The following is a 20,409-nucleotide window of genomic DNA, read 5'->3' on the forward strand; positions in this document are numbered from 1 at the left end:
CCGCCCCGTTTGAGTAGATTCGCAGCGCTCGGCTTCATGCCGACACCGAGACTCGGCCCGCCCTTTTGCCGGGCGACGTGAGCAAGAATGCATTCAAAAAGGGATCAAGCGGTTGTCTGTGCGGAACAAGTAACCCATGCCGAGTGGGCTACCAATAGCAGCGGTGACAGTTCAAGTTTGGCTCCCTAGTCACCGGCCCCGTGCGAGACAAGCACAACAGCAGCCGCGAACCTTCAAGTTCAGATCAAAAGTCACCTTCGGGTGACGTAAACCCCCCGCCATCACAGTTTTGTCATCAATTTTCTGCCACAAATATTTCACCAAAGCCAATTTCTTTTGAAAATCATCAACTTAACCCAAAAATATCGCAGCAAAGTGAGTTTTTTACGCATCTTTTGTAAGTAATGTGCGAATTGCGATGATTAATCAATCTCTGTTGTTATTACGCAGGCAGCGCAGATTGCCTACAGAAAACTAATAACTATTTTTAATCATTTGAAATGACGGAGAAAGCATGGCCCTAGACGAATTGAAGAACGGCATTAGTGCCGTACCAGTAGCTGGCGAAATTCTGGCTGGCGTATTGGACACCTTTGCTGGCTCGCTGCCAGCCGCCCCCGAACTGCCTGGCTTGGACGCCATTCCCGGTTTGGACGCATTGCCCATTCCTACAGACAGCCTGCCAGGACTAGACTCCCTGACTGGTCTGCTGGACGGTGGCTTGCCAACACCGCCAGCCGGTATTCCCGGATTGGATTCCATTCCTGGCCTGGACGCACTGCCATTGCCAACCGACGGCGCCCCAAGCCTGGACACGCTGACTGACCTGCTCGGTGGTGGTTTGCCAGAAGCCCCCGCACTACCCGGCCTGGACGCCATTCCTGGTCTGGACGCACTGCCACTGCCAACCGACGGCGCCCCAAGCCTGGACACGCTGACTGACCTGCTCGGTGGTGGTTTGCCAGAAGCCCCCGCACTACCCGGCCTGGACGCCATTCCTGGTCTGGACGCACTGCCACTGCCAACCGACGGCGCCCCAAGCCTGGACACGCTGACTGACCTGCTCGGTGGTGGTTTGCCAGAAGCCCCCGCACTACCCGGCCTGGACGCCATTCCTGGTCTGGACGCACTGCCACTGCCAACCGACGGCGCCCCAAGCCTGGACACACTCACTGACCTGCTCAGCGGTGGTTTGCCCGATGCGCCAACACTGCCCGGTTTGGACGCAATCCCTGGTCTGGACGCGATTCCTGGCCTCGATGCACTACCAATTCCAACAGACGGCCTGCCAGGCCTGGACTCGTTAACCGGTCTGCTCGGCGGTGGTTTGCCCAGCCTGCCCGGTGGTGGTGACACAGGTGGTGGCCTGCCTGCCAGCCCCATCAGCTTTGAAGACGGCACACTGACCCTGGCCTTGCCAGAAGGCCTGCCAATTTCCGCGTCTGTGAGCATCAGTGGCCTGGAAGTGCCAGAAGCAGGCTTGCCCCTGCCCGCCTAAGCTTTAGGCAACAGCAGTTCTTGACACCACACAGTGGTTTAGCCAGCCTTCGGGCTGGCTTTTTTATGACTGCCCGCTTTTAATCGCAAGAGCCCGGTCATAAACCGAGTTTTTTGCCATGCCAGTGGCTTTCACCACCAGCGCCACTGCCGTCTTAAGCGGCAACTCGGCCAATAACAGGGCAAGCCAGGTGTCCAAATCTGCACTGGCCTGCGCGGCTTGTGAATCATGGTCAGAAATCTGGTTACCGCCAATCACCCATGCCCATTCGCCTCGCTCGGCATTGGCATCCAACCGCACCTGCTCAAACACCTGCTCGCCACTGCCCCGATAAAAAGTTTCAAACTGCTTGGTCAGCTCGCGCCCAGCACACATGTCACGCCCACCCATGCCAAGGCTTTCAAGATCATCCACCAGTTGCATCACGCGGTGGGGGGCCTCAAACACCACTTGGGGCTCAGGGCAAGCCAGCCAGGTTTTCAAATCATCCAAGCGGTTTTTTCCTTTGGCTGGCAAAAAACCACGGAAAGTGAAAGCACCATCCACCAACCCGCTCGCGGCCACCACAGCCAACACACTGCTGGCACCGGGCACCGGCACCACAGTAAAACCGGCCTCGGCCACACAACGAACTACCACAGCGCCAGGATCTGACACAGCCGGCGTGCCCGCATCGCTCACCAACGCCACCGATTCGCCACGCTGCAAACAAGCCAGCACCCCCTGTGCGCTTTCGCGTTCATTGTGGGCATGGTGCGCCATCAGCGGCTTTTTGATACCCAGTGCATCCAGCATTCGGGCGGTGTTGCGGGTGTCCTCGGCCGCAATTCGGTCCACTTGTTCCAACACTGCGCGAGCTCGAAGACTAAGGTCACCCATATTGCCGATGGGGGTTGCCACCACATAGAGGGAAGGTTCTCGCCTTGTTTCACTCCTCGCATCAGAATTCACAGCATTGTTCATTCCATTTCCTTCACCGGCGTTCTGCATGGCGCTCAAATCCAAATCCAAAGTTCCTGAATTGTCCGGCATTCCGTGGACCACGCGCAAATCGCGATCACCAAAAACCAAAATTCCATGGCTTGCACCCAAAGAAAAACCTGAGATTCCCCACAAAGTAGCGCCCACACACAAACTTGCCTTGCTGGTGGAAGGGCAACTGGCTGAAACCCAAGCCTTGCGCTTGCTGGAACAATACGGATTAATCCTGGTGGCCCGAAACCACCGGTGCCGCTGCGGTGAAATTGATTTAATCATGGCGCATGGCAACACCGCAGTCGTTGTGGAGGTTCGGCTTCGCAACAACAGCCGCCATGGCAGTGCGCTGGAGAGTATTTCCGCCCACAAACAATCCCGCGTGTCGCGTTGCGCAAGGCTGTGGTGGGTGCAGCAGGGTCAACGCAAGTTCACGCACCTGCGTTTTGATGTGGTCGCACTGGAAAACGGCACTGAACCACAGTGGGTGCAAAATGCGTGGCAAATCAGCAACTAAAGCGGAATCAAACCGCTGCGCCATGCAAATCGCCTGCAACGGGGTCACCTATAATAGAAGGCTCGAGATAACTGCCAGAAGGCCTGTCGCCATGGACTTGATCACACGCATTACCCAACAATTTGACGAAAGCATTGCCGCCAAACAGGCCGCCACCGAAGAGTTGGCCGGGCCAATTTCCGAGGCAATCGAACTCATGGTGAATGCACTCACCAATGGTGGCAAGGTACTGGCCTGTGGCAACGGTGGCTCGGCAGGCGATTGCCAACACTTTGCGGCTGAACTGGTGGGCAGGTTCGAGCGCGAGCGCCCCGGCCTGGCGGCCATTGCACTCACCACCGATTCATCGGCGATCACCGCGATTGGCAACGATTACAGTTTCAATGAAATTTTTTCAAAGCAGGTGGCGGCCATTGGCCAGCCTGGTGATGTGTTGCTGGCCATTTCAACCAGCGGCAACTCGAAGAACGTACAACTGGCCATTGAGGCCGCACACGCTCGCGACATGACCATTGTTGCGCTCACTGGCAAGGGCGGCGGCCAAATGGTGCACCAGCTGAAAGAAGGCGATGTGCATGTGTGCGTACCGCACAACCGCACTGCCCGCATTCAGGAAATACATTTGTTGGCGATCCATTGCATTTGCGATGGCATCGACCTGAGTTTACTTGGAGAAGAAGAAAATGAGTCGTAACCCCCGGTTTTTTACCCGCACACGTTCTTCCGCCATCAGCGCCGTACTGGTAGCCTCACTTGCAGCACCCTTGCTTGGCGGCTGCTTTGTGGGCGCCATGGCGGGCATCACAGCGGGTTCTCTGGCTGCTGCAGACCGCCGCACCGTGGGCACTCAAGTTGAAGACCGCACTTTGCAGGTCAAAGCTGAAAGCGCCATTCGCGAAAGTTTTGGCGAAAACGTGCACGTCAACGCCACTGTGTACAACCGCCAAATTCTACTGACCGGTGAAGCACCCGACGACACCACCCGCGCACAGGTCGAGGCTCGTGTTTCCACGCTGCCCAACATTCGCCTGATCGTGAACGACATTCAAGTGGGCTTCAAAAGTTCCTTGTCAGCGCGCTCCAACGACGCATTCATCACCGGCAAGGTCAAAGCCTCCCTGCTGGATGCACAAGACATTTTTGCCAACTCATTCAAAGTCACCACAGAGGCAGGTGTTGTGTACCTGATGGGCCTGGTCACTGAACGTGAAGCCAACCGTGCAGCTTCCATTGCAGCAGGTGTACCTGGCGTGGTGAAGGTGGTCAAGGTGCTTGAATTGATTTCTGAAGCTGAACTTTCACGCCTGTCGGCAACTCCAAACAATGGAAGTGCGCCCGTGGAAAACGGCCCGCGTTAATCAGTTCAACCAACAAAACCGGCAATGATCAAAAAATTTCTTACCCTGTTTTCAACCCTTGCAGTGGTCAGCTTGCTGGCCGCCTGCGGGGGCGACAAAGCACCGCAAGTGGATTACGTCACCATTCAAGGCCAAACCATTACTCCGGCCGATTACCAGGGCCAGGTGATGCTGGTGAACTTTTGGGCAACCAGTTGTACCACTTGCGTGAAAGAAATGCCTGACATTGTCGACACTCACAACAAGTTCAAAGACCAAGGCTTCAGAACCATCGCCGTAGCGATGAGCTACGACCGTCCCGATTACGTGGTGAATTTTGCGGAAACCCGCAAGCTGCCATTTGATGTGGCGCTGGATGTAAAAGGCAATATTGCGAAAGCCTTCAAAGATGTAAAAATTACGCCAACTACCTATGTAATCAATCGCAAAGGCGAGATCATCAAAACCTATGTGGGTGAGCCCGATTTTGCGGCTTTGCACCAGTTGATCGAGAAATCGCTGGCTGAAAAGGTTTAAGGCCGGCAACATTCGCCAGGCTTATTCATCGCCCCACTTGAAGTCATCCATCACACGGCGGTCCCGCTTGGTGGGCCTTGCCTTAATCTCCAAGGCGGGGTCTTTCATCAACTTGCGGTTGGCCGCGCGCTCGGCACGCTTTTTCGCACTTTCCATGGTTTCTTCGTACAGGCCTTGAGCAATGGTGGCGCTACCCCGCTTGTCGCCCAGGCCTTTCACCACCAGCACCATGTCGTCCCAACCCACCGGCACGGTGAGCACATCACCCACCTGCACACCATAAGCGGGTTTCACACGCTCATCGTTGCACTTCACCTTGCCACCTTCCACCACCTCGGTGGCCAGCGAACGGGTTTTGAAAAAACGGGCGGCCCACAACCATTTGTCAATGCGCACTTTGGCACCCGGCGCTGAAAAATCGGTTTTGCCATTCGGTGTTTTTGCGGGTTCGGGGTTTCTGTTTTTACTGCGGCTCAAACTGACTCCATCGTGGATTACCACACTGGTTGACCTACCTTGCTTCAGGTAGCCTTTGTGGCTTCCATGAATTCAAACAAGGACAGGCTGTGAAACACTCCATCGCAATTATTCCCGGCGACGGCATCGGTCAGGAAATTATGCCAGAAGCGTTGAAGGTGCTGGCTTGGGCGGAAAAAACCCATGGTATTGCGCTCGAGTTGCATCACAAAGACTGGGCACACTGCAATTACTACTTGGAACACGGCAGCATGATGCCCGAAGACTGGAAGCCCCAACTCGAGGCCTGCGAAGCCATTCTGTTCGGCGCAGTGGGCATGCCCCACCTGGTGCCCGATCATATTTCCCTGTGGGGCTCACTGCTGCGTTACCGCCGCGAATTTGATCAGTACGTGAACCTGCGCCCCGTGAAATTACTGCCTGGCGCACCCTGCCCCTTGGCCAACAAAAAGCCGGGCGACATCGACTTCGTGGTGGTTCGGGAAAACACCGAAGGCGAATACTCGGCCGTGGGTGGCCGTATGTTTGAAGGCACTGACCGTGAAATTGTGCTTCAAGAAAGCGTGTTCACCCGCCACGGCGTCGACCGTGTGCTGAAGTTTGCGTTTGAAATGGCGCAAAACCGGCCTCGCAAAAAACTGACTGCCGCCACCAAAAGCAACGGCATTGCAATCAGCATGCCCTACTGGGATGAGCGCGTAGACAACATGGCCAAAGGCTACCCTGAGGTGGCCTACGACAAACAACACGTGGACATTCTGGCCGCCCGGTTCGTGATGCAACCTGAGCGTTTTGATGTGGTCGTGGCCAGCAACCTGTTCGGCGACATTCTCAGCGACCTGGGGCCAGCTTGCACCGGCACCATTGGCCTGGCTCCCTCGGCCAACCTGAACCCGGACCGCACCTTTCCCTCGCTGTTTGAACCCGTACACGGCTCGGCACCCGATATTGCAGGCAAAGGCATTGCCAACCCGATCGCCATGATTTGGTCAGCCGCCCTGATGATCCAGTTTTTGGGGAACAGCCCAGCCGTGATCGCAGCAGGTCGCCAAGCAAGCTACCAGTTGGCCCACGACCAAATTCTGGCTGCCATTGAAGCGGTGCTGGAAAGCGGAGACCCTGGCGTACTGACAGGTGACCTGAAAGGAAAGGGAACTACCAAAACCCTGGGCGATGCCATTGTCAAAGCGTTGGGCTGACACCCGGTTTTGAGTAACTAGTTCGCCCCGTTCTTGGCCAGGTACCAACCTGTGTGAGTGGGGCGAAGTGCCATTTCAATCACGAAGCTGGGCTGCAAGGTACCCGCCACTGCCGTGCCCGTGCTCAAGGTAAACACCGAAGGGTCGAACGACTCCACCTTCAAGTTCTTGAAGTGGTTTAACATGTGGGCGTCTTTCAAGCTAGCCTCAAAACGCGCCGATACAGCATCGTCAAGGCCAAATGGCTTGTTCCGAATGTAATCAACTGTTTTTTCAACCCACAAGCGACCAAAGCACAAGGCTTCGTTGTCACCCTGAGGGCCTTGCCTGAAGTGAACACCCTCCAGTTTTTTCAAACCGCTGGAAGGCATGATCACCCAGCGACCGTCGCGGGTTTGAAAAATGTCCAGCAAACCCGACAAATCCCAAGCCTTAACCTCGCGGGCTACAGCACTGTTGGCTGGCACCTGGTCGCGGGCGTACTGCTCAATCGCTTCCGGGCTGGGCAAACGTGCGCACAGGGCACCATGGCTCAAAATGAAAGTTTCAGCCCTTGCGCCTTTGAGCAAGTTGTCTTCATTCAAATTGGTGCGGGGGTTGCAAGCCATGAGCAAACCTGCAAACACGGTCAGGGCGATCCAGTTAAAAACAGGGCGGGTCATTTTCAAGTTCCTTTTTCACTTACAAACATTGTGAATCTTTGTAAGACCATTGAAACCTCAAAAACAACTGGAAAGGCCTGCCTATTTGCGCGCATGCCCCAAGGCACGGGGCGGTGAATAGCCCAGTTGCCGGGCCTGCGCCTCGGCCTGCGCAGCCAACAGGGGCTGTGCAGCCTCACGGTAGTACAGCGCCAGTTCGTAGCTTGCAATGCCATTGCCCAAACCACCGGCATACTGCAACCAACCCACATATCGCAATTGGCCTTGTTCGGTGTCGGCTTGCCGGTGCAAACGTGCAATCCGGGCGGCTGCATCTTTGTCACCGCGTGCTGCCCGAACCAGGTCAGCACCAGCATCCACCTGCAATTGGGACGGCAGCGGCTGGGGCAACACAAAACTGGTTTTAAACAGCTTGACCTCTTTGTTGCGCAACACACTCAAGGCATGCTGAGCACCGGCCTGATAAACCATCACTGATTTTGTTTGAATACTGTTTGGATAAGACGTCAGAAAAGACTGGCACAAGCGAAGCAGATCAACAGGCCACTGAGTGGACTGAATGGCCACCCAGTCGGCCTCCTCCTGAGGTGACATGGGCTGCAGCGCCGGCAGGCCCACCAGTGCAGGCGCAGACACCGTCAGCGGAACCTGCACACGGGCATTGTCTGCAATGAAAGGGTTTTGGGCCAAACGTCGAATTGCAGCAAGCGGGTGCTTCAGCATGGTGTTCTCTACATCTTCCTTCACCATCCGAAACAAATCGTTGAAAGTGATGTGACCTTCCGACTCCCGAAGCAGTTTTACCAAAGCACCCGTGTAAAAAGTGTTTTGATCCGCACTGGCCGGGGACACGGCGGGTTTGCCAGCCCCTGTTGAAAAACACACCAGGCTGCCCACGGGTGCTTCAACCTGATTCAAACCTTCACCATCGCCTAACGCATTGCGCAAATCGGTTCTGCATGCGTCAATCACCGTGATGTTCAAGGCCTGCGGCCTGGGTGGCAGTGCAGCCAGCAACTTTTGCTGAAGCACCAGGGAGCGCGCCAGTAAATCACGGCGAGGTGCCGTGGGGTTCGCCCCCGAGCCCAACAGCAAATTGTTGGAGTCCACCTGCAAACCGTGGCCTGCGTAATAAAACAGAGTGACCGCATTCGGGGGCGCTTGCTCAACCCGTTTTACAAATTGGTTCACCGTGGTTTGCAGGCTGCTTTCATCCAGGTTCATGGCCTGGGTTACATCAAAACCTCGAAAGGCCAAGGCCTCGCCAAGGTCCATCACATTTTTGTGAATGGGTGGCAAATCGTGCGGAACCGGGTAATCACCATTGCCGATCAACAAAGCCAGCCTGTGCGTGTAGGGCGCAGCCGAATCGCTTGCCACATTACCCGCCCGGGCAGGTTGCAGTCGAAAAACAAGTGGCGCAACCGACAACACGCCTGCCAAACCCAACAAGGTTTGCAGTGCACTTCGCCGGCCAGGCAACTGCGGCAACGTTGAGCACGGCAGTTTTATTGTGGTCGTTTTAGTCGTACTGATACGTGAACTCGTGGCCATCTGTGCTGATACTCAATGTGCTGACTGATTTGCCCTGCAACGTGGCCTGCAACAATTGACGACTCACTGTGGGCAACAAAGTGTTGCTCAAAATGGTGCCCACCATGCGCCCGCCCGAGTCAGCCTCGTTGCAACGGGCCACAATGCGTTCAATCACCGAAGGGTCAATTTGAACCTCCATTCGGTGTGTAGAAGCAATGCGTTGCTGAATTCGGCTTAACTGCAAGCGAACGATGTTGGCCAGCATGTCACTGGAAAGCGGGTAATACGGCACCACTTCCAGCCGCCCCAACAAGGCAGGTGGAAACACTTGCAGCATGGGTGCACGCAGGGCCTGTACAAGTTCCTCGGGCTTGGGCATTTCCCCGGTGTGTAAACCCGGTTTGCACAGCCTCATCAGTTCGGGAGTGCCCACATTCGTGGTCAACAAAATCAGGGTGTTGCGGAAATCAATTCGGCGCCCTTCGCCATCCTCCATCCAGCCTTTGTCAAACACCTGAAAAAACAGCTCGTGGACATCAGGGTGAGCTTTCTCGACTTCGTCCAGCAACACCACACTGTAGGGCTTGCGGCGCACTGCCTCAGTCAACACACCGCCTTCGCCATACCCCACATAACCGGGTGGCGCGCCTTTCAGTGAAGAAACGGTGTGCGCCTCTTGGTATTCACTCATGTTGATGGTGACCACATTGTGCTCGCCGCCGTACAGGTTCTCGGCCAGGGCCAAAGCAGTTTCAGTTTTGCCCACGCCCGAAGTACCCGCCAGCATGAACACACCCACCGGTTTGTTCGGGTCGTCCAGCCCGGCGCGACTGGTTTGAATTCGACGCGCAATAGTTTCCAGCGCATGCGGCTGGCCCACAATGCGTGCACCCAGCGCGCTACTCAGGTTCAGCACGTTTTCAATTTCATTGCGCACCATGCGCCCAACGGGAATACCCGTCCAGTCGGCCACCACGGCCGCCACGCACTGCGCATCCACCTGTGGGTGAATCATGGGCGCTTCGCCTTGCAGCGCCTTGATCTCGCATTCCAGCGCCTTCAATGATTCAAGATTGTCGGGGGTCTGCCCGCGAGCCGTATCAGAGGCATCAGTTTGATCAACGTCACGGCGCAAAGTCAGCAGGGAATCCAGAATCCGCTTTTCCTCTTGCCATTGCGATTGCAACTTCTCAAATTCCTCAGTCAGCCTGATCGATGCTTCTTCAATTTCAGCAATTCGCACTGCATGCTCACGCCCAAATGCTGCTTCCTTTTCAATTGCATGTCGCTCAACACTCAAAGCATTTAACTGCTTTTGAATCAACTCGATTGGTGCAGGTGTGGCGTGCTGGGAAACAGCCACGCGCGCGCATGCGGTGTCGAGCAGACTGATCGCCTTGTCGGGCAACTGCCGCGCGGGAATATAACGGTGTGACAAACGCACCGCCGCTTGCACCGCCTCATCGAGTAGCCAGACCCGGTGATGGGCCTGCATGGCAGCGGCCAAACCACGCAACATGTCGATGGCCTTGTCCTCGCAAGGCTCATCCACCTGTACCACCTGAAAACGGCGTGTCAGTGCCGGGTCTTTTTCGATGTATTTTTTGTACTCTGCCCAGGTCGTCGCCCCTATGGTTCGAAGTGTGCCACGCGCCAAGGCGGGCTTGAGCAAATTGGCTGCATCACCAGTGCCTTGGTTTCCACCTGCCCCCACCAGGGTGTGCACCTCATCAATAAACAAAATGGTGCTTTGCTCGCTGGCCTGAATTTCATCAATCACCTGGCGCAGCCGCTGCTCGAACTCGCCTTTCATGGAAGCACCAGCCTGCAACAAACCCAAGTCGAGCGTTAAAATTCGCACCCCTTGCAAAGCGGGTGGTACATCACCAGCCACCACCTGCAAGGCAAACCCTTCAACCACCGCAGTTTTGCCCACACCCGCTTCACCCGTAATTAACGGGTTGTTTTGCCGTCGGCGAAGCAAAATGTCGACAATCTGGCGCACCTCCAGCTCGCGCCCGCACACCGGGTCTATTTCACCCTTGCGCGCTTTGTCGGTCAGGTCCACGGTGTAGCGCGTCAAAGCCTCTTCACCGCCCAGCTGGGCAGCAGGCATGGCTCCGCTGGCCTGCCCGGGCAGTGCACCCGGCGGCACGTCGGCAGTCAACAAAGACTGCTCGGCGGAGTTTGCCACCAGTTGTACAAAGTTTTCACTGAGCGCGGCCTCCGGAATTTGTTTGAAGCGGGGTGAAATTTTCAGCAGTTCATGCAACAGAAAATCGGTTTTCAGCAAAGCCACCAACACATGGCCTGTGCGTACTTTCTGTGCGCCAAACATGAGTGAGCCATAAACCCACGCCCTTTCTACGGCATTGGTAATCGACTCGGACAAATCGGAAATACCTTGCGCACCGCCGGGCTGACGCTCAAGTGCGCGCTGCACGTCGGCAAGTACGGCGCTTGCATCCAGCTCAAAATGCCGAAGAATGTGATGCCAGTCGCTGTCATCTTGTTGAAGAATTTGCGCAACCCAGTGCACCAATTGCACATAGGGATTGCCTCGCAGTTTGCAAAGCACAGTGGCGCCTTCAACCGATTTGAATGCAATGGGATTTAATTTGGCAAACAGCGAAACACGGCTGATATTGCTCATGCTGAACTCCGGGACAATGAAGAATAGGTGGGAACCGCAGGACATTTCATGCGAACGGATGCCGGCTGTTGCTCGCGTTTGTGCAGCTGTAGTTCACCCAGCCATGCCGTGCGCCCCAACTGGGCTGTGCCGTCAAGGCAAGCTTGCGGAATTTTGTCAGGGCTGATTTGAAGTGCAAATTCACAATCAAATTCAAGCCCCAGGTAGGCATGGGCTGCCTGCACAAGGCGCTTGCGGCCTTCGGTGGCGGGCAACAGTTGTTGGTAAGCGCTGTAGGCCATGGGACCAATATCAATTTTTAGTTTGCTTTGCGCGCACCACACCCTGCTGCCAAGCATGGCCCCATGCCCAAGCACTTGTGAGCCAGCCTGCACAGGCAATTGCAACCATTGCGCCTGAAAGGGAAAAATTTGCACCGGCAAACCAGTCAGGGCAGACAGGCTATTGGCCAGGCCTTCCTGTGTTTTGCTTCGCCGGGTGAAGTGCGCCGCCAGACTGGCGCGAAAATGAGTGGGCAAGGCCTCGCGCCCCCAGCCAGATGATGCACCATGGCCCACCAAACTATTCAAATGCTGCGCAAACGGATTGAACGTTTTGCGGTGGTACGCAATATGCGGCTGTGACTCGGCCCATGCCCGGTAAAACAACAAATAAGCCCTATGGTGAAAGATATCCAGAAACTCGGCGAATGTGGGGTCATTCCACTGATGAATCCGCGTGTAGGCATGTTCTGTGTAATGCAGTGGTAAGGCGCCATTGGGGCCCAACAAACCGAAATTCTGGATGTACAACTTTGGAACCGCACCCAAACGCCCCGCCGCAATGGTGTCTTCGCGTTTGAAATCTTGCGTGGCGAAATCAAGGTAGGGGCGCTGTCCCAAACGCACTGGGTCATCACGCAGGCGCAATGATTTTCCAAGCAAAGGCTTGCCTGAATGGGCATGTTCAATTTGCCGCAACAAGGCAAAAAAATTCAGGGCAGGTGGTTTGAGTGCGCTCATTTGCACAAGTCCTGCTACAACAAAGGCCGGTTACCCGACCTTGCAGGAAAATCAAACACAGCACCGGTGCTGTGCAGGCATACCCGGGTTTGCACAAATGAATTCACCGACACATGGCTTGCAAGGTAGAAGGCCAGCACACTGCCCAGCACCAGGGCACCAGTGCCCTGCAAGGCCAGTTCATCTAGTGTGAGCGTAACCAGCAAACCACGCACCACAGCAGGCCTGCCTTGACGCACAACACGCGACACCAGTGGCTGCGATTCAACTGCCAAAATCGCCCTGGCCATGTGTTGATGAGCCTGCTGCGCAGGATCGGCATGCAAGGCCAAAAGCTGCCCCAAAGCCAGGGCGTCCTGATCGATCAAGCCGAGGTAGTTCAGTGACAAGTGCTCGATCAACTGCCAGCAACTTTGCCCGCCATACATGGCCGCCTTTGGACGACTGGGGCCGCGCAAAAAGCGAATGGAGTGAAGGGGCAAGTTGCCGGGCCAGGCCAGGTCGGTGGGCCCTTGCCCCACAGGCATCAGCAGGGGCAAATCCCGATTGGTACACAAGGCCCGCACTGCGAGCTGTTCAAGCCCGTGTGTTTGAATGAGTTCACCGGTGGGCAAGGTAAGGCCAAGGTAAACATCACTGCCTGAGTATGAAGAACGACCGCCCTCACGCACTTGTTTTTCTGACAGCAAAGTGGGCACACGCCGGTGTACGAATCTGGGGGTCTCACAATCGGCCTGGATGTTGGCTTGGGTCGACACTGCATACAAAGGCGGTAATTCCTGCACCTTGTTTTGTCCGTACCCCTGCACGCCCAGCACCGAGTGCACTTCGAAATCGTGTGGCTTGCTGCGATTGGGCTGCACTTGCACTTCATGCAAACGTTCATCCAGCAACACGCGGTCGCAATTCTGTTCAAACAAATTGACCACGGGCGTGCAATTCAAGGCCAATGAGTCTACGCCCACGACACGGTCAAGCTCGGTGTTAGGCTCGGCAAAACAGAAGGCCAGCTGAAATGTGGAATGCTGGCAACTGGCCAGAAAACGCCTTAAACCTTGAACACGGAAAAACAGAAATCGGGCGGGAAATGCAAAAAACTCCTGCAACAAACGCATGCCACTGAACTGGTTTGAATGGACCGGCAGCAGCGCCTGAGAATCATCAAGCCCCAAAGCAGCAACACACGGAAAAGGTAGCCATTGCCAATCGACTTGTTCAGGTACACGTATGCCAACCGAGACAGTTTGATGACACAACCTTTCCAAGAGTGCGTAGGCGTATTCATCACCACAACTGACATGAAAATCGAGTTCATCCAGTGGCAGTTGGGACAATGCAGAGTGCGTTGAATTCTCGATGGTGACCAGCAAAGCTGACCTTGGCTGCTTGCCACCCCGCATGGTTGGCACATGGGCCTTGAAGGGACCGTGTTCAATGGCCTGAATGACCAAAGGCCACAAGGTTAAACTGTGCCCAACCCTGAACTTGCAGGGCGTGTTGATGCCCTTGGCCACCTGGCTTTGCAGCACGGTGCCGGCTGAAAGCGAAATGCCTTTTTTCAGGGCAACATCGCTGTGATTGGGATTGAGTTGCACCACCCCCATGGCAGGCACAGGGGCTAAAAAATTCGGGCTGATGCAGTTGAGCAATTGCTCGGTAAACCGCGGAAACTCCTCGTTCAAGCGAAGCTGAACCCGGGCAGTCAAGAAAGCAAACCCCTCAAGCAATCTTTCTACATAGGGGTCTTGTACCTCGGTTGCATCCATCGCAAGGCGCGACGCAACTTTAGGAAAACGCGAAGCGAACTCGGCACCCGTGTCGCGCACGTGAGCAAGTTCCTGGATATAAAACTGAAGTAAACGTGGGTCCATACTGCTTCGATGCCCGCGGCTCAGAAACCTGAGAGCGGCAACAACAGCACCTTGCCGGTTTCAAGATCCACTTCAGTGCGCAACATCAATTCGATTGGGTAGGGTTGAGCCCACAACAAACCGGAAATACGCAGGCCAATTACATTGTGCAAATGCATCAGACCTTGTTGGGTTTCCGCCGTTACTTTCAATGAATTTCCATCGATTCGCGGTTCGAATCGCCGAATCAGGTTGGCCACGGTTCGTTCAAAATCTTTGACATCGATCATGGACGCAATTTTTCCAGCCACCGGGGGCATGCCATAAGCCAGCACAGACTCATTCAATTGCGGCTGACCCTCAAGACACTTGCTGTCAAGCACACGGGTTGCGTTCAGCAACTGTTCGAGATCGCGCAGCACCAGCTGACGCAGCGCTTCTTTGGTAATGAAGCGACTATTGGCAGATTCAGTTTGAATGGCGGGCTCGTCATCCTGAAGACGATCCAGCAAGGCTGGTTGCAGCGCGTCCCGAGACTTACTCATACACGTCAATGTAAGTGCAGGCACCTGCCTTTAAATTGGCTGCCGACTTGGGGGTATACACCACTTCGATTTCCTTGAATGCAATCGAAAATGACTCCCCAACCTGCCGACCATCGCTTGCACTGCCTGTGATTTCATAATCGCAAATACGCGCCTTGCGCAAAGTAATACGCAGGTAATCAATGGTTGCAAGGCCACCAGGGTCGCGACAAGTGAGTACCACTTTGCTCAGCAGTTCCGCAGATTTCAAGGCACTCATGATTGCGGTGGTCGAACTGTCGATCGCCTTTTGCACGCTCAATGTACGCACCGAGGCTTTGGATGCAAGTTGCGATGATGAATGGACTTGCTGGGACATGCCCCAAGACCAACCGGCGATTTCTATTTCACCCACATGACCACTAACCTGGCTTTCCCCTTGGATGGCCCCTTGGCGGGAACCATCCAGGGCCAGGAACATATCGACTTTCGACATTGTGTTTCCTGGCTGTCCGATTATTTCTCGGAGTTGGTTGCAATGTTGAATGTGGCCTCAACCTTGCCATCTGGACCACCGTCTTTCTTCTGGGGTACATAAACATAGCTGAACTCGGCAAAGTTCAAGGTCACGGTTTCTGTCAGGCGGTCTTCACCACCAGAACCACCCTGACTTACGTTGGAGATGATGACGTCTTTCATAGTCAGCACAACATATTCCAGTGGCTTTTCACCTGCCTTGCGCACGGTCAGAATGGCTTCGTCAAAATGCTTGCCGTTGCAACATGCCTTGATCAGGTTTGGCGTTGCCTTGTCAATGTACTTGGTGAAGCTGATGTCCTGCACGCTGACTTTGCCTGCACCTCCACCACGGCCCACATGGGTTGTGCCCGACTGGGACATGCCCCAGCTCCAGGCGGCAATATCGATCTCTTTGGCATGTACGCTGTCTACGGATTCGCCATCTACACCCTTGATTTTCAAAAACATGTCTACGGACATTTGATTCCCTCTGTAATTGGTTGATTAATAGTTCAAGTTTTAAGACGCTTTGGCGGATGGCAACTTGCTGACCAAACGCAAAGACACGGTGAGGCCCTCTAGCTGGTAGTGCGGGCGCAAATAGAATCGTGAGGCGTACATGCCGGGGTTGCCCTCTATTTCCTCAACAACTACTTCGGCTGCAGCAAGCGGACGAGAGGCTTTAACCGCCTCGGAGGAATTTGCAGGATCGCCGTCCACGTATTGCATGATCCAGTCTTGCAACCAGCGCTGCATGTCGGCGCGTTCCTTGAATGAACCCACTTTGTCGCGCACGATGCACTTCAGGTAATGCGCAAAGCGACAGGTGGCAAACAGGTAAGGAAGACGGGCAGCCAATTTCGCATTGGCTGTTGCGTCCGGGTCTTCGTACTCGGCAGGTTTGTGCAAAGACTGCGCACCAATGAAGGCTGCCAGATCACTGTTCTTTTTGTGAATCAGCGGCAAGAAACCGCTTTTGCTAAGCTCAGCCTCACGACGATCGGAAATGGCGATTTCAGTGGGGCACTTCATATCCACCCCACCATCGTCAGTGGGGAAGGTGTGCGTGGGCAGGTTGGGTACTGCGCCGCCAGATTCAATACCGCGAATGCGTGAGCACCAGCCGTACTCCTTGAATGATCGGTTGATGTTCACCGCCATGGCATAAGCCGAGTTGGCCCAGGTGTAGCGGCTGTGATCGGCCAGACCGGTGTCTTCTTCAAAAGCAAATTCTTCCACTGGATTGGTTTTCGCACCGTAGGGCTGACGTGCCAGAAACCGTGGCATGGTCAGGCCGAGGTATTTGGAGTCGTCTGCGTCGCGCAGGCTGCGCCACGCGGCATAGTCGGGTGTGGAGAAAATTTTGGTCAGGTCGCGCGGGTTGGCAAGTTCTTGCCAGGAGTCCATTTGCAAGGTGGCCGGAGACACTGCTGACAAAAACGGGGCATGTGCAGAGGCGCTGATTTTTGACAACTCACCCAGCATTTCCACATCGGGCGGAGAGTGGTCAAAGTAGTAATCGCCGATCAAGCAGCCATAGGGCTCACCACCGAACTGACCATATTCATGCTCGTAAATTTTCTTGAACACCGGGCTTTGATCCCAAGCCACACCCTTGTACCGTTTCAAGGTTTTGGCCAGTTCGGTTTTGGACACATTCATGAAACGAATTTTCAAGAATTCATCGGTTTCAGTGTTGTTGACCAGGTAATTCAGGCCGCGCCAGGCACTTTCCATTTGCTGGAAATCGGCGTGATGAATAATTTCATTGATTTGTACGGAAAGCTTTTGGTCGATTGCGGCGATCATTCGCTCGATGGAATCAACCACATCGTCGCCCACCAAGTCCACCCCCTCAAGCGCCTGCTGCGCCAGGGTAAGCACTGCGGACTCCACTTCAGACCTGGCCTCATCGGTTTTAGGCTTGAATTCTTTTTGCAACAGGGAAGACAGTTCACTGCCCTCAAGTTCGATGACGTCGAGCGCACGATTTTGAAGTTGTTCAGACATGATTACTCACCTTCAGGGGAGGTTGATTCAACAGGCTTGACGCTGGTTGACAGGCTTTTCAACAAAGCAGGATCAGCCAGCAGTTTTGCCAACAGCTCTTCAGCACCGTTTTTGCCATCCATGTACGTGAGCAGGTTGGACAGTTGCTGGCGTGCCTCCAGCAACTTGCGCAAAGGCTCTACTTTTCGCGCTATCGCCGCAGGGCTGAAATCGTCCATGGATTCAAAAGTGATATCGACCGCCACATTGCCTTCGCCGGTGAGGTGGTTGGGCGCATGGAAGGCAACGCGCGGCTTGATGCTTTTCATGCGTGCATCAAAGTTGTCGACATCCACTTCCAGGAAATCACGCTCGGCCACCGGTGCCAATGGCACCTCGGATTTTCCGGACAAGTCGGACATGACCCCCATGACAAAAGGCAGCTGAACCTTTTTCTGTGAACCGTAAACTTCAACGTCATACTCAATTTGTACGCGGGGTGCACGATTGCGCCCCACAAATTTTTGTCCGCTCATTGATCAATCTCGCAAGTAAGAAGAATGGGTAAACGCAGGGCGACTTTAAGCATCTTCCTGCTCGAGAGAATCGGGATTGACTCCCATGATTTTTGCCACCTCGGCCAAGGCCTCTGGTGCAAGGTCTTTCATCAACTGCATGAAGTTTTTGTCGATCAGGCGACGTGCCCGTTTCAAGAGAAGCTGCGCCGGGTTGGTCGGCTCGGCATGCTCAAGGTAAGTACACACTTGATCAATCGCTGCCAAAGCCTGAGCACGGGAATGAATTCCTGCCGAAACCATTGAGGGTGCGGGCTTGCTCGAATTACAGCTTGAATCGAACAAAGCACTGTGTGGCACAGCGGCCGGGTTTTGTTCCATTTGGGGTTCGGGCAGGCAGGACAGCACATGGTTCAGCAACACACCGAATTCGGAAAGTTGCGGCAGCCGATCCGCTTCAACATATTGGGCCAGCGCGGTGAGAATTCTGTTCAAGTTGACTTTGCTGCTCAACAACACGGCATGCAAGGCCTCAGTCTTGCTTTCAGGAGAACGAAAGAACATCTCAATTTGCTCGCGAGACACAGGCGCCTCAGTGCCAGGAGCATTGCCAGTGAGCGCTTCGAAATCTTTTAGGCGAATGTCGCCAATTCGCGGATTTCCAACCACGACACAATTGCGCAGGGATTGAAAAAATGAGCCGCCGAATCCAAGCCCTTCAATGACGTTGATGCGGGCATAGGGATCGCCATCATCGAGAGGCGGATTGACGACAGACCACGCCGTTTCAAGCAGACTAACCAGCGCACCTAAACTTTCTGGCAGGGTTTGCAAACCACCCAAATTCAAGCGCGACTCAGCCCACAGCACCACCAAACGCAAATCTCGACTGCGCTCCAGCAATTGCAAGGCACCTGTTTCTACAGCACTCCAGTCGGGCGGTGTGGCGGCTTCAAACTGGGTTTCTGGCTTGCCTCGGGCTGCTTGTTGCAGTTCAAGAAATGCGTTGTCGTATTCAAGATTGGGGCCACAGTCACCCTGCACAAAGGGTGCCGCCCAGGAAGGTGCAAGCAATGCCTCGGGCTCAACTGATGTTGCCGGGGCTGATGAAAATTGAGAAGCTGACACGTTGCGCAGAGGCCCTAATGGTAAAACCATGCGGGACTCTAGCAACGGAATTTGAAGTTGGCGATGGGTCTAACCTGAGCACCATCACCACATGTAGTGATCGAGTGATGTCTATCCGACTTTGCGCGTCAGTTCACGCAACAACACCCACTCCTCCGCAGAGCTTGGATGAACGGCAATGGTACGATCAAAATCGGCTTTGGTTGCACCCATGGTGTACAACACACCCAGCAGTTGGATCATCTCGGGAGCATCGTCTCCAAGCATGTGAATACCCACTACTCGGTCAGTTGCATCATCGATCAGCAACTTCATGTAGGTTTTCTGTTCACCGCCCGAGAACTTGGTTTTCATGGGCGTGAACTCTGTTTCATACACACGGGTGGGTGCGCGCTTGGCCGCCTGTTCTTCAGTCAAGCCGACACTGCCAATGGGCGGTGAGGTGAAAGTGGCTGTGGGCACGCTGCTGTGATCCACCGAGAGATTCTTCCCGTTGAACTCATTTTCAGCCAGTGCGCGCCCTTCTGCGATCGCTACTGGGGTCAGGTTCACGCGATTGGTGACATCGCCCACGGCATACACACCTTTAATGCCAGTGTGGCTGTATTTGTTCACTTCAATTTCACCGGCAGGCCCCGTGCGCAGGCCAATGTTTTCAAGTCCCAAGCCTTGCGTGTTGGGGCTGCGACCTGTGGCATTCAATACAAAATCAAACGTGTGAACTCCTGCTGCGGTTTGCAATTCAAACGAGGCTCCTTGTTGGCCAAGCGATTTGAAATCGGTGTCGGCAAAAAGTTGAATACCTTGCAGTTTCATGGCGGTGACCAAGCGATTTCGAATGCCTTCATCGAAGCCGCGCAAGGGCAAGTCACCACGATAGAACACCGAGACTTCAGAACCGAGGCCGCGCAATATGCATGCAAATTCAAGTGCGATATAACCCGCACCAATCACACCCACACGTTTGGGCAACGTAGAAAGATCGAGCAGTTCATTGGAGGTTGCGGCAAGCTCAAGCCCCGGAAATGCACTGCGATTGGGCGCTGCGCCACTGGCGATCAAAATTCGCTGGGTGTTCAATACCCGATCGCCCACTTGGACTTCTGTGGTGGACTTGATCACGCCATGACCGCGTATAGTTTCAACCCCACTGTTTTCGAGCATGCGGGCGTAGATGCCTTCGAGCCGGTCAATTTCCTTGCCTTTGGCCTCTTGCCATTGGGCCATTGAGAATTCTGCTTGTGTCACTTGCCAGCCGGGCTGCAGACCTTCTCGCAGGGTTTGACCAAACTGTGCGGCATACATCATGAGTTTTTTGGGCACACAACCGCGAATAACACAGGTGCCACCCAGCCGGCTGGATTCGATGAGTGCGACTTTGGCGCCATAGCTGGCCGCGCGGCGGGCGCTGGCCACTCCGCCTGAACCACCGCCGATGACGACGAGATCGTAAGGTGCGTTGGGTGTGCTCATTGAATTCTCCTTGGGTGCT

The 20,409-nt window shown here is 54.8% G+C and carries 20 protein-coding genes; 6 read left to right on the forward strand and 14 right to left on the reverse strand.

Annotation, left to right across the window (positions count from 1 at the left end):
* Positions 1-514 precede the first annotated feature (514 nt).
* A complete protein-coding gene (locus tag PY990_RS14385; protein WP_275272190.1) occupies positions 515-1,498 on the forward strand; it encodes a hypothetical protein in 984 nt (327 codons plus the stop codon).
* A 63-nt stretch (positions 1,499-1,561) separates the two neighbouring features.
* On the opposite strand, the gene rsmI is transcribed toward PY990_RS14385, so the two are convergent.
* Entirely contained in the window at positions 1,562-2,461 is a 900-nt protein-coding gene (gene rsmI / locus PY990_RS14390) for a 16S rRNA (cytidine(1402)-2'-O)-methyltransferase (protein WP_275272191.1), read from the reverse strand.
* 25 nt (positions 2,462-2,486) lie between these two features.
* On the opposite strand from rsmI, the gene PY990_RS14395 reads away from it, so the two are divergent.
* The 4 genes from PY990_RS14395 (at position 2,487) to PY990_RS14410 (ending at position 4,864) form a co-directional block, all read left to right on the forward strand.
* A complete protein-coding gene (locus tag PY990_RS14395) occupies positions 2,487-2,990 on the forward strand; it encodes a YraN family protein (protein WP_275272192.1) in 504 nt (167 codons plus the stop codon).
* 91 nt (positions 2,991-3,081) lie between these two features.
* Entirely contained in the window at positions 3,082-3,684 is a 603-nt protein-coding gene (locus tag PY990_RS14400) for a phosphoheptose isomerase (RefSeq protein ID WP_008247441.1), read from the forward strand.
* Positions 3,674-4,348: a BON domain-containing protein gene (locus tag PY990_RS14405; protein ID WP_275272193.1), complete on the forward strand. Its 675-nt coding sequence runs from the start codon at positions 3,674-3,676 to the stop codon at positions 4,346-4,348. Before PY990_RS14400 ends, PY990_RS14405 begins: the two co-directional genes overlap by 11 nt.
* A 24-nt stretch (positions 4,349-4,372) precedes the next feature.
* The gene (locus PY990_RS14410; protein WP_275272194.1) at positions 4,373-4,864 is read left to right on the forward strand and encodes a peroxiredoxin family protein; all 492 of its coding nucleotides are present in this window, start codon (positions 4,373-4,375) and stop codon (positions 4,862-4,864) included.
* 21 nt (positions 4,865-4,885) lie between these two features.
* On the opposite strand, the gene PY990_RS14415 is transcribed toward PY990_RS14410, so the two are convergent.
* On the reverse strand, positions 4,886-5,341 hold the full coding sequence (locus PY990_RS14415; protein WP_275272195.1) for an RNA-binding S4 domain-containing protein: 456 nt from the start codon (positions 5,339-5,341) through the stop codon (positions 4,886-4,888).
* A 140-nt stretch (positions 5,342-5,481) separates the two neighbouring features.
* On the opposite strand from PY990_RS14415, the gene PY990_RS14420 reads away from it, so the two are divergent.
* Positions 5,482-6,540: a tartrate dehydrogenase gene (locus PY990_RS14420; protein ID WP_275272230.1), complete on the forward strand. Its 1,059-nt coding sequence runs from the start codon at positions 5,482-5,484 to the stop codon at positions 6,538-6,540.
* Between the two features lie 17 nt (positions 6,541-6,557).
* Here PY990_RS14420 and PY990_RS14425 read toward each other — a convergent pair whose 3' ends face one another.
* From PY990_RS14425 to gorA, 12 genes are all read right to left on the reverse strand, one after another.
* Positions 6,558-7,202: a hypothetical protein gene (locus PY990_RS14425; RefSeq protein ID WP_275272196.1), complete on the reverse strand. Its 645-nt coding sequence runs from the start codon at positions 7,200-7,202 to the stop codon at positions 6,558-6,560.
* 81 nt (positions 7,203-7,283) lie between these two features.
* Complete coding sequence (locus PY990_RS14430) at positions 7,284-8,693, reverse strand: caspase family protein (RefSeq protein WP_275272197.1); 1,410 nt, start codon at positions 8,691-8,693, stop codon at positions 7,284-7,286.
* Between the two features lie 31 nt (positions 8,694-8,724).
* Complete coding sequence (gene tssH, locus PY990_RS14435; protein WP_275272198.1) at positions 8,725-11,391, reverse strand: type VI secretion system ATPase TssH; 2,667 nt, start codon at positions 11,389-11,391, stop codon at positions 8,725-8,727.
* A complete protein-coding gene (gene tssG, locus PY990_RS14440; protein WP_275272199.1) occupies positions 11,388-12,392 on the reverse strand; it encodes a type VI secretion system baseplate subunit TssG in 1,005 nt (334 codons plus the stop codon). The genes tssH and tssG overlap by 4 nt, the downstream gene beginning before the upstream one ends.
* 14 nt (positions 12,393-12,406) lie before the next feature.
* A complete protein-coding gene (gene tssF, locus PY990_RS14445; protein ID WP_275272200.1) occupies positions 12,407-14,263 on the reverse strand; it encodes a type VI secretion system baseplate subunit TssF in 1,857 nt (618 codons plus the stop codon).
* A gap of 20 nt (positions 14,264-14,283) precedes the next feature.
* The gene (tssE, locus tag PY990_RS14450; protein ID WP_275272201.1) at positions 14,284-14,787 is read right to left on the reverse strand and encodes a type VI secretion system baseplate subunit TssE; all 504 of its coding nucleotides are present in this window, start codon (positions 14,785-14,787) and stop codon (positions 14,284-14,286) included.
* Positions 14,780-15,262: an Hcp family type VI secretion system effector gene (locus PY990_RS14455; protein ID WP_105027588.1), complete on the reverse strand. Its 483-nt coding sequence runs from the start codon at positions 15,260-15,262 to the stop codon at positions 14,780-14,782. Before PY990_RS14455 ends, tssE begins: the two co-directional genes overlap by 8 nt.
* 20 nt (positions 15,263-15,282) lie before the next feature.
* On the reverse strand, positions 15,283-15,765 hold the full coding sequence (locus PY990_RS14460; protein WP_275272202.1) for an Hcp family type VI secretion system effector: 483 nt from the start codon (positions 15,763-15,765) through the stop codon (positions 15,283-15,285).
* Positions 15,766-15,804: 39 nt separating this feature from the next.
* Positions 15,805-17,295 (reverse strand): type VI secretion system contractile sheath large subunit, encoded by a 1,491-nt coding sequence (gene tssC / locus PY990_RS14465; RefSeq protein ID WP_171101093.1) that lies wholly within the window; start codon positions 17,293-17,295, stop codon positions 15,805-15,807.
* Positions 17,296-17,297: 2 nt separating this feature from the next.
* A complete protein-coding gene (gene tssB / locus PY990_RS14470) occupies positions 17,298-17,810 on the reverse strand; it encodes a type VI secretion system contractile sheath small subunit (RefSeq protein ID WP_105027591.1) in 513 nt (170 codons plus the stop codon).
* Positions 17,811-17,855: 45 nt separating this feature from the next.
* Positions 17,856-18,947 carry a type VI secretion system protein TssA gene (locus PY990_RS14475; RefSeq protein ID WP_275272203.1) on the reverse strand — a complete coding sequence of 364 codons (1,092 nt, stop codon included), beginning with the start codon at positions 18,945-18,947 and terminating at the stop codon, positions 17,856-17,858.
* Between the two features lie 81 nt (positions 18,948-19,028).
* Entirely contained in the window at positions 19,029-20,390 is a 1,362-nt protein-coding gene (gorA, locus tag PY990_RS14480; RefSeq protein WP_275272204.1) for a glutathione-disulfide reductase, read from the reverse strand.
* Between the last annotated feature and the right edge of the window lie 19 nt (positions 20,391-20,409).

The sequence above is a fragment of the Limnobacter olei genome (assembly GCF_029087225.1).
In the GTDB taxonomy this organism is placed as follows: domain Bacteria; phylum Pseudomonadota; class Gammaproteobacteria; order Burkholderiales; family Burkholderiaceae_B; genus Limnobacter; species Limnobacter olei.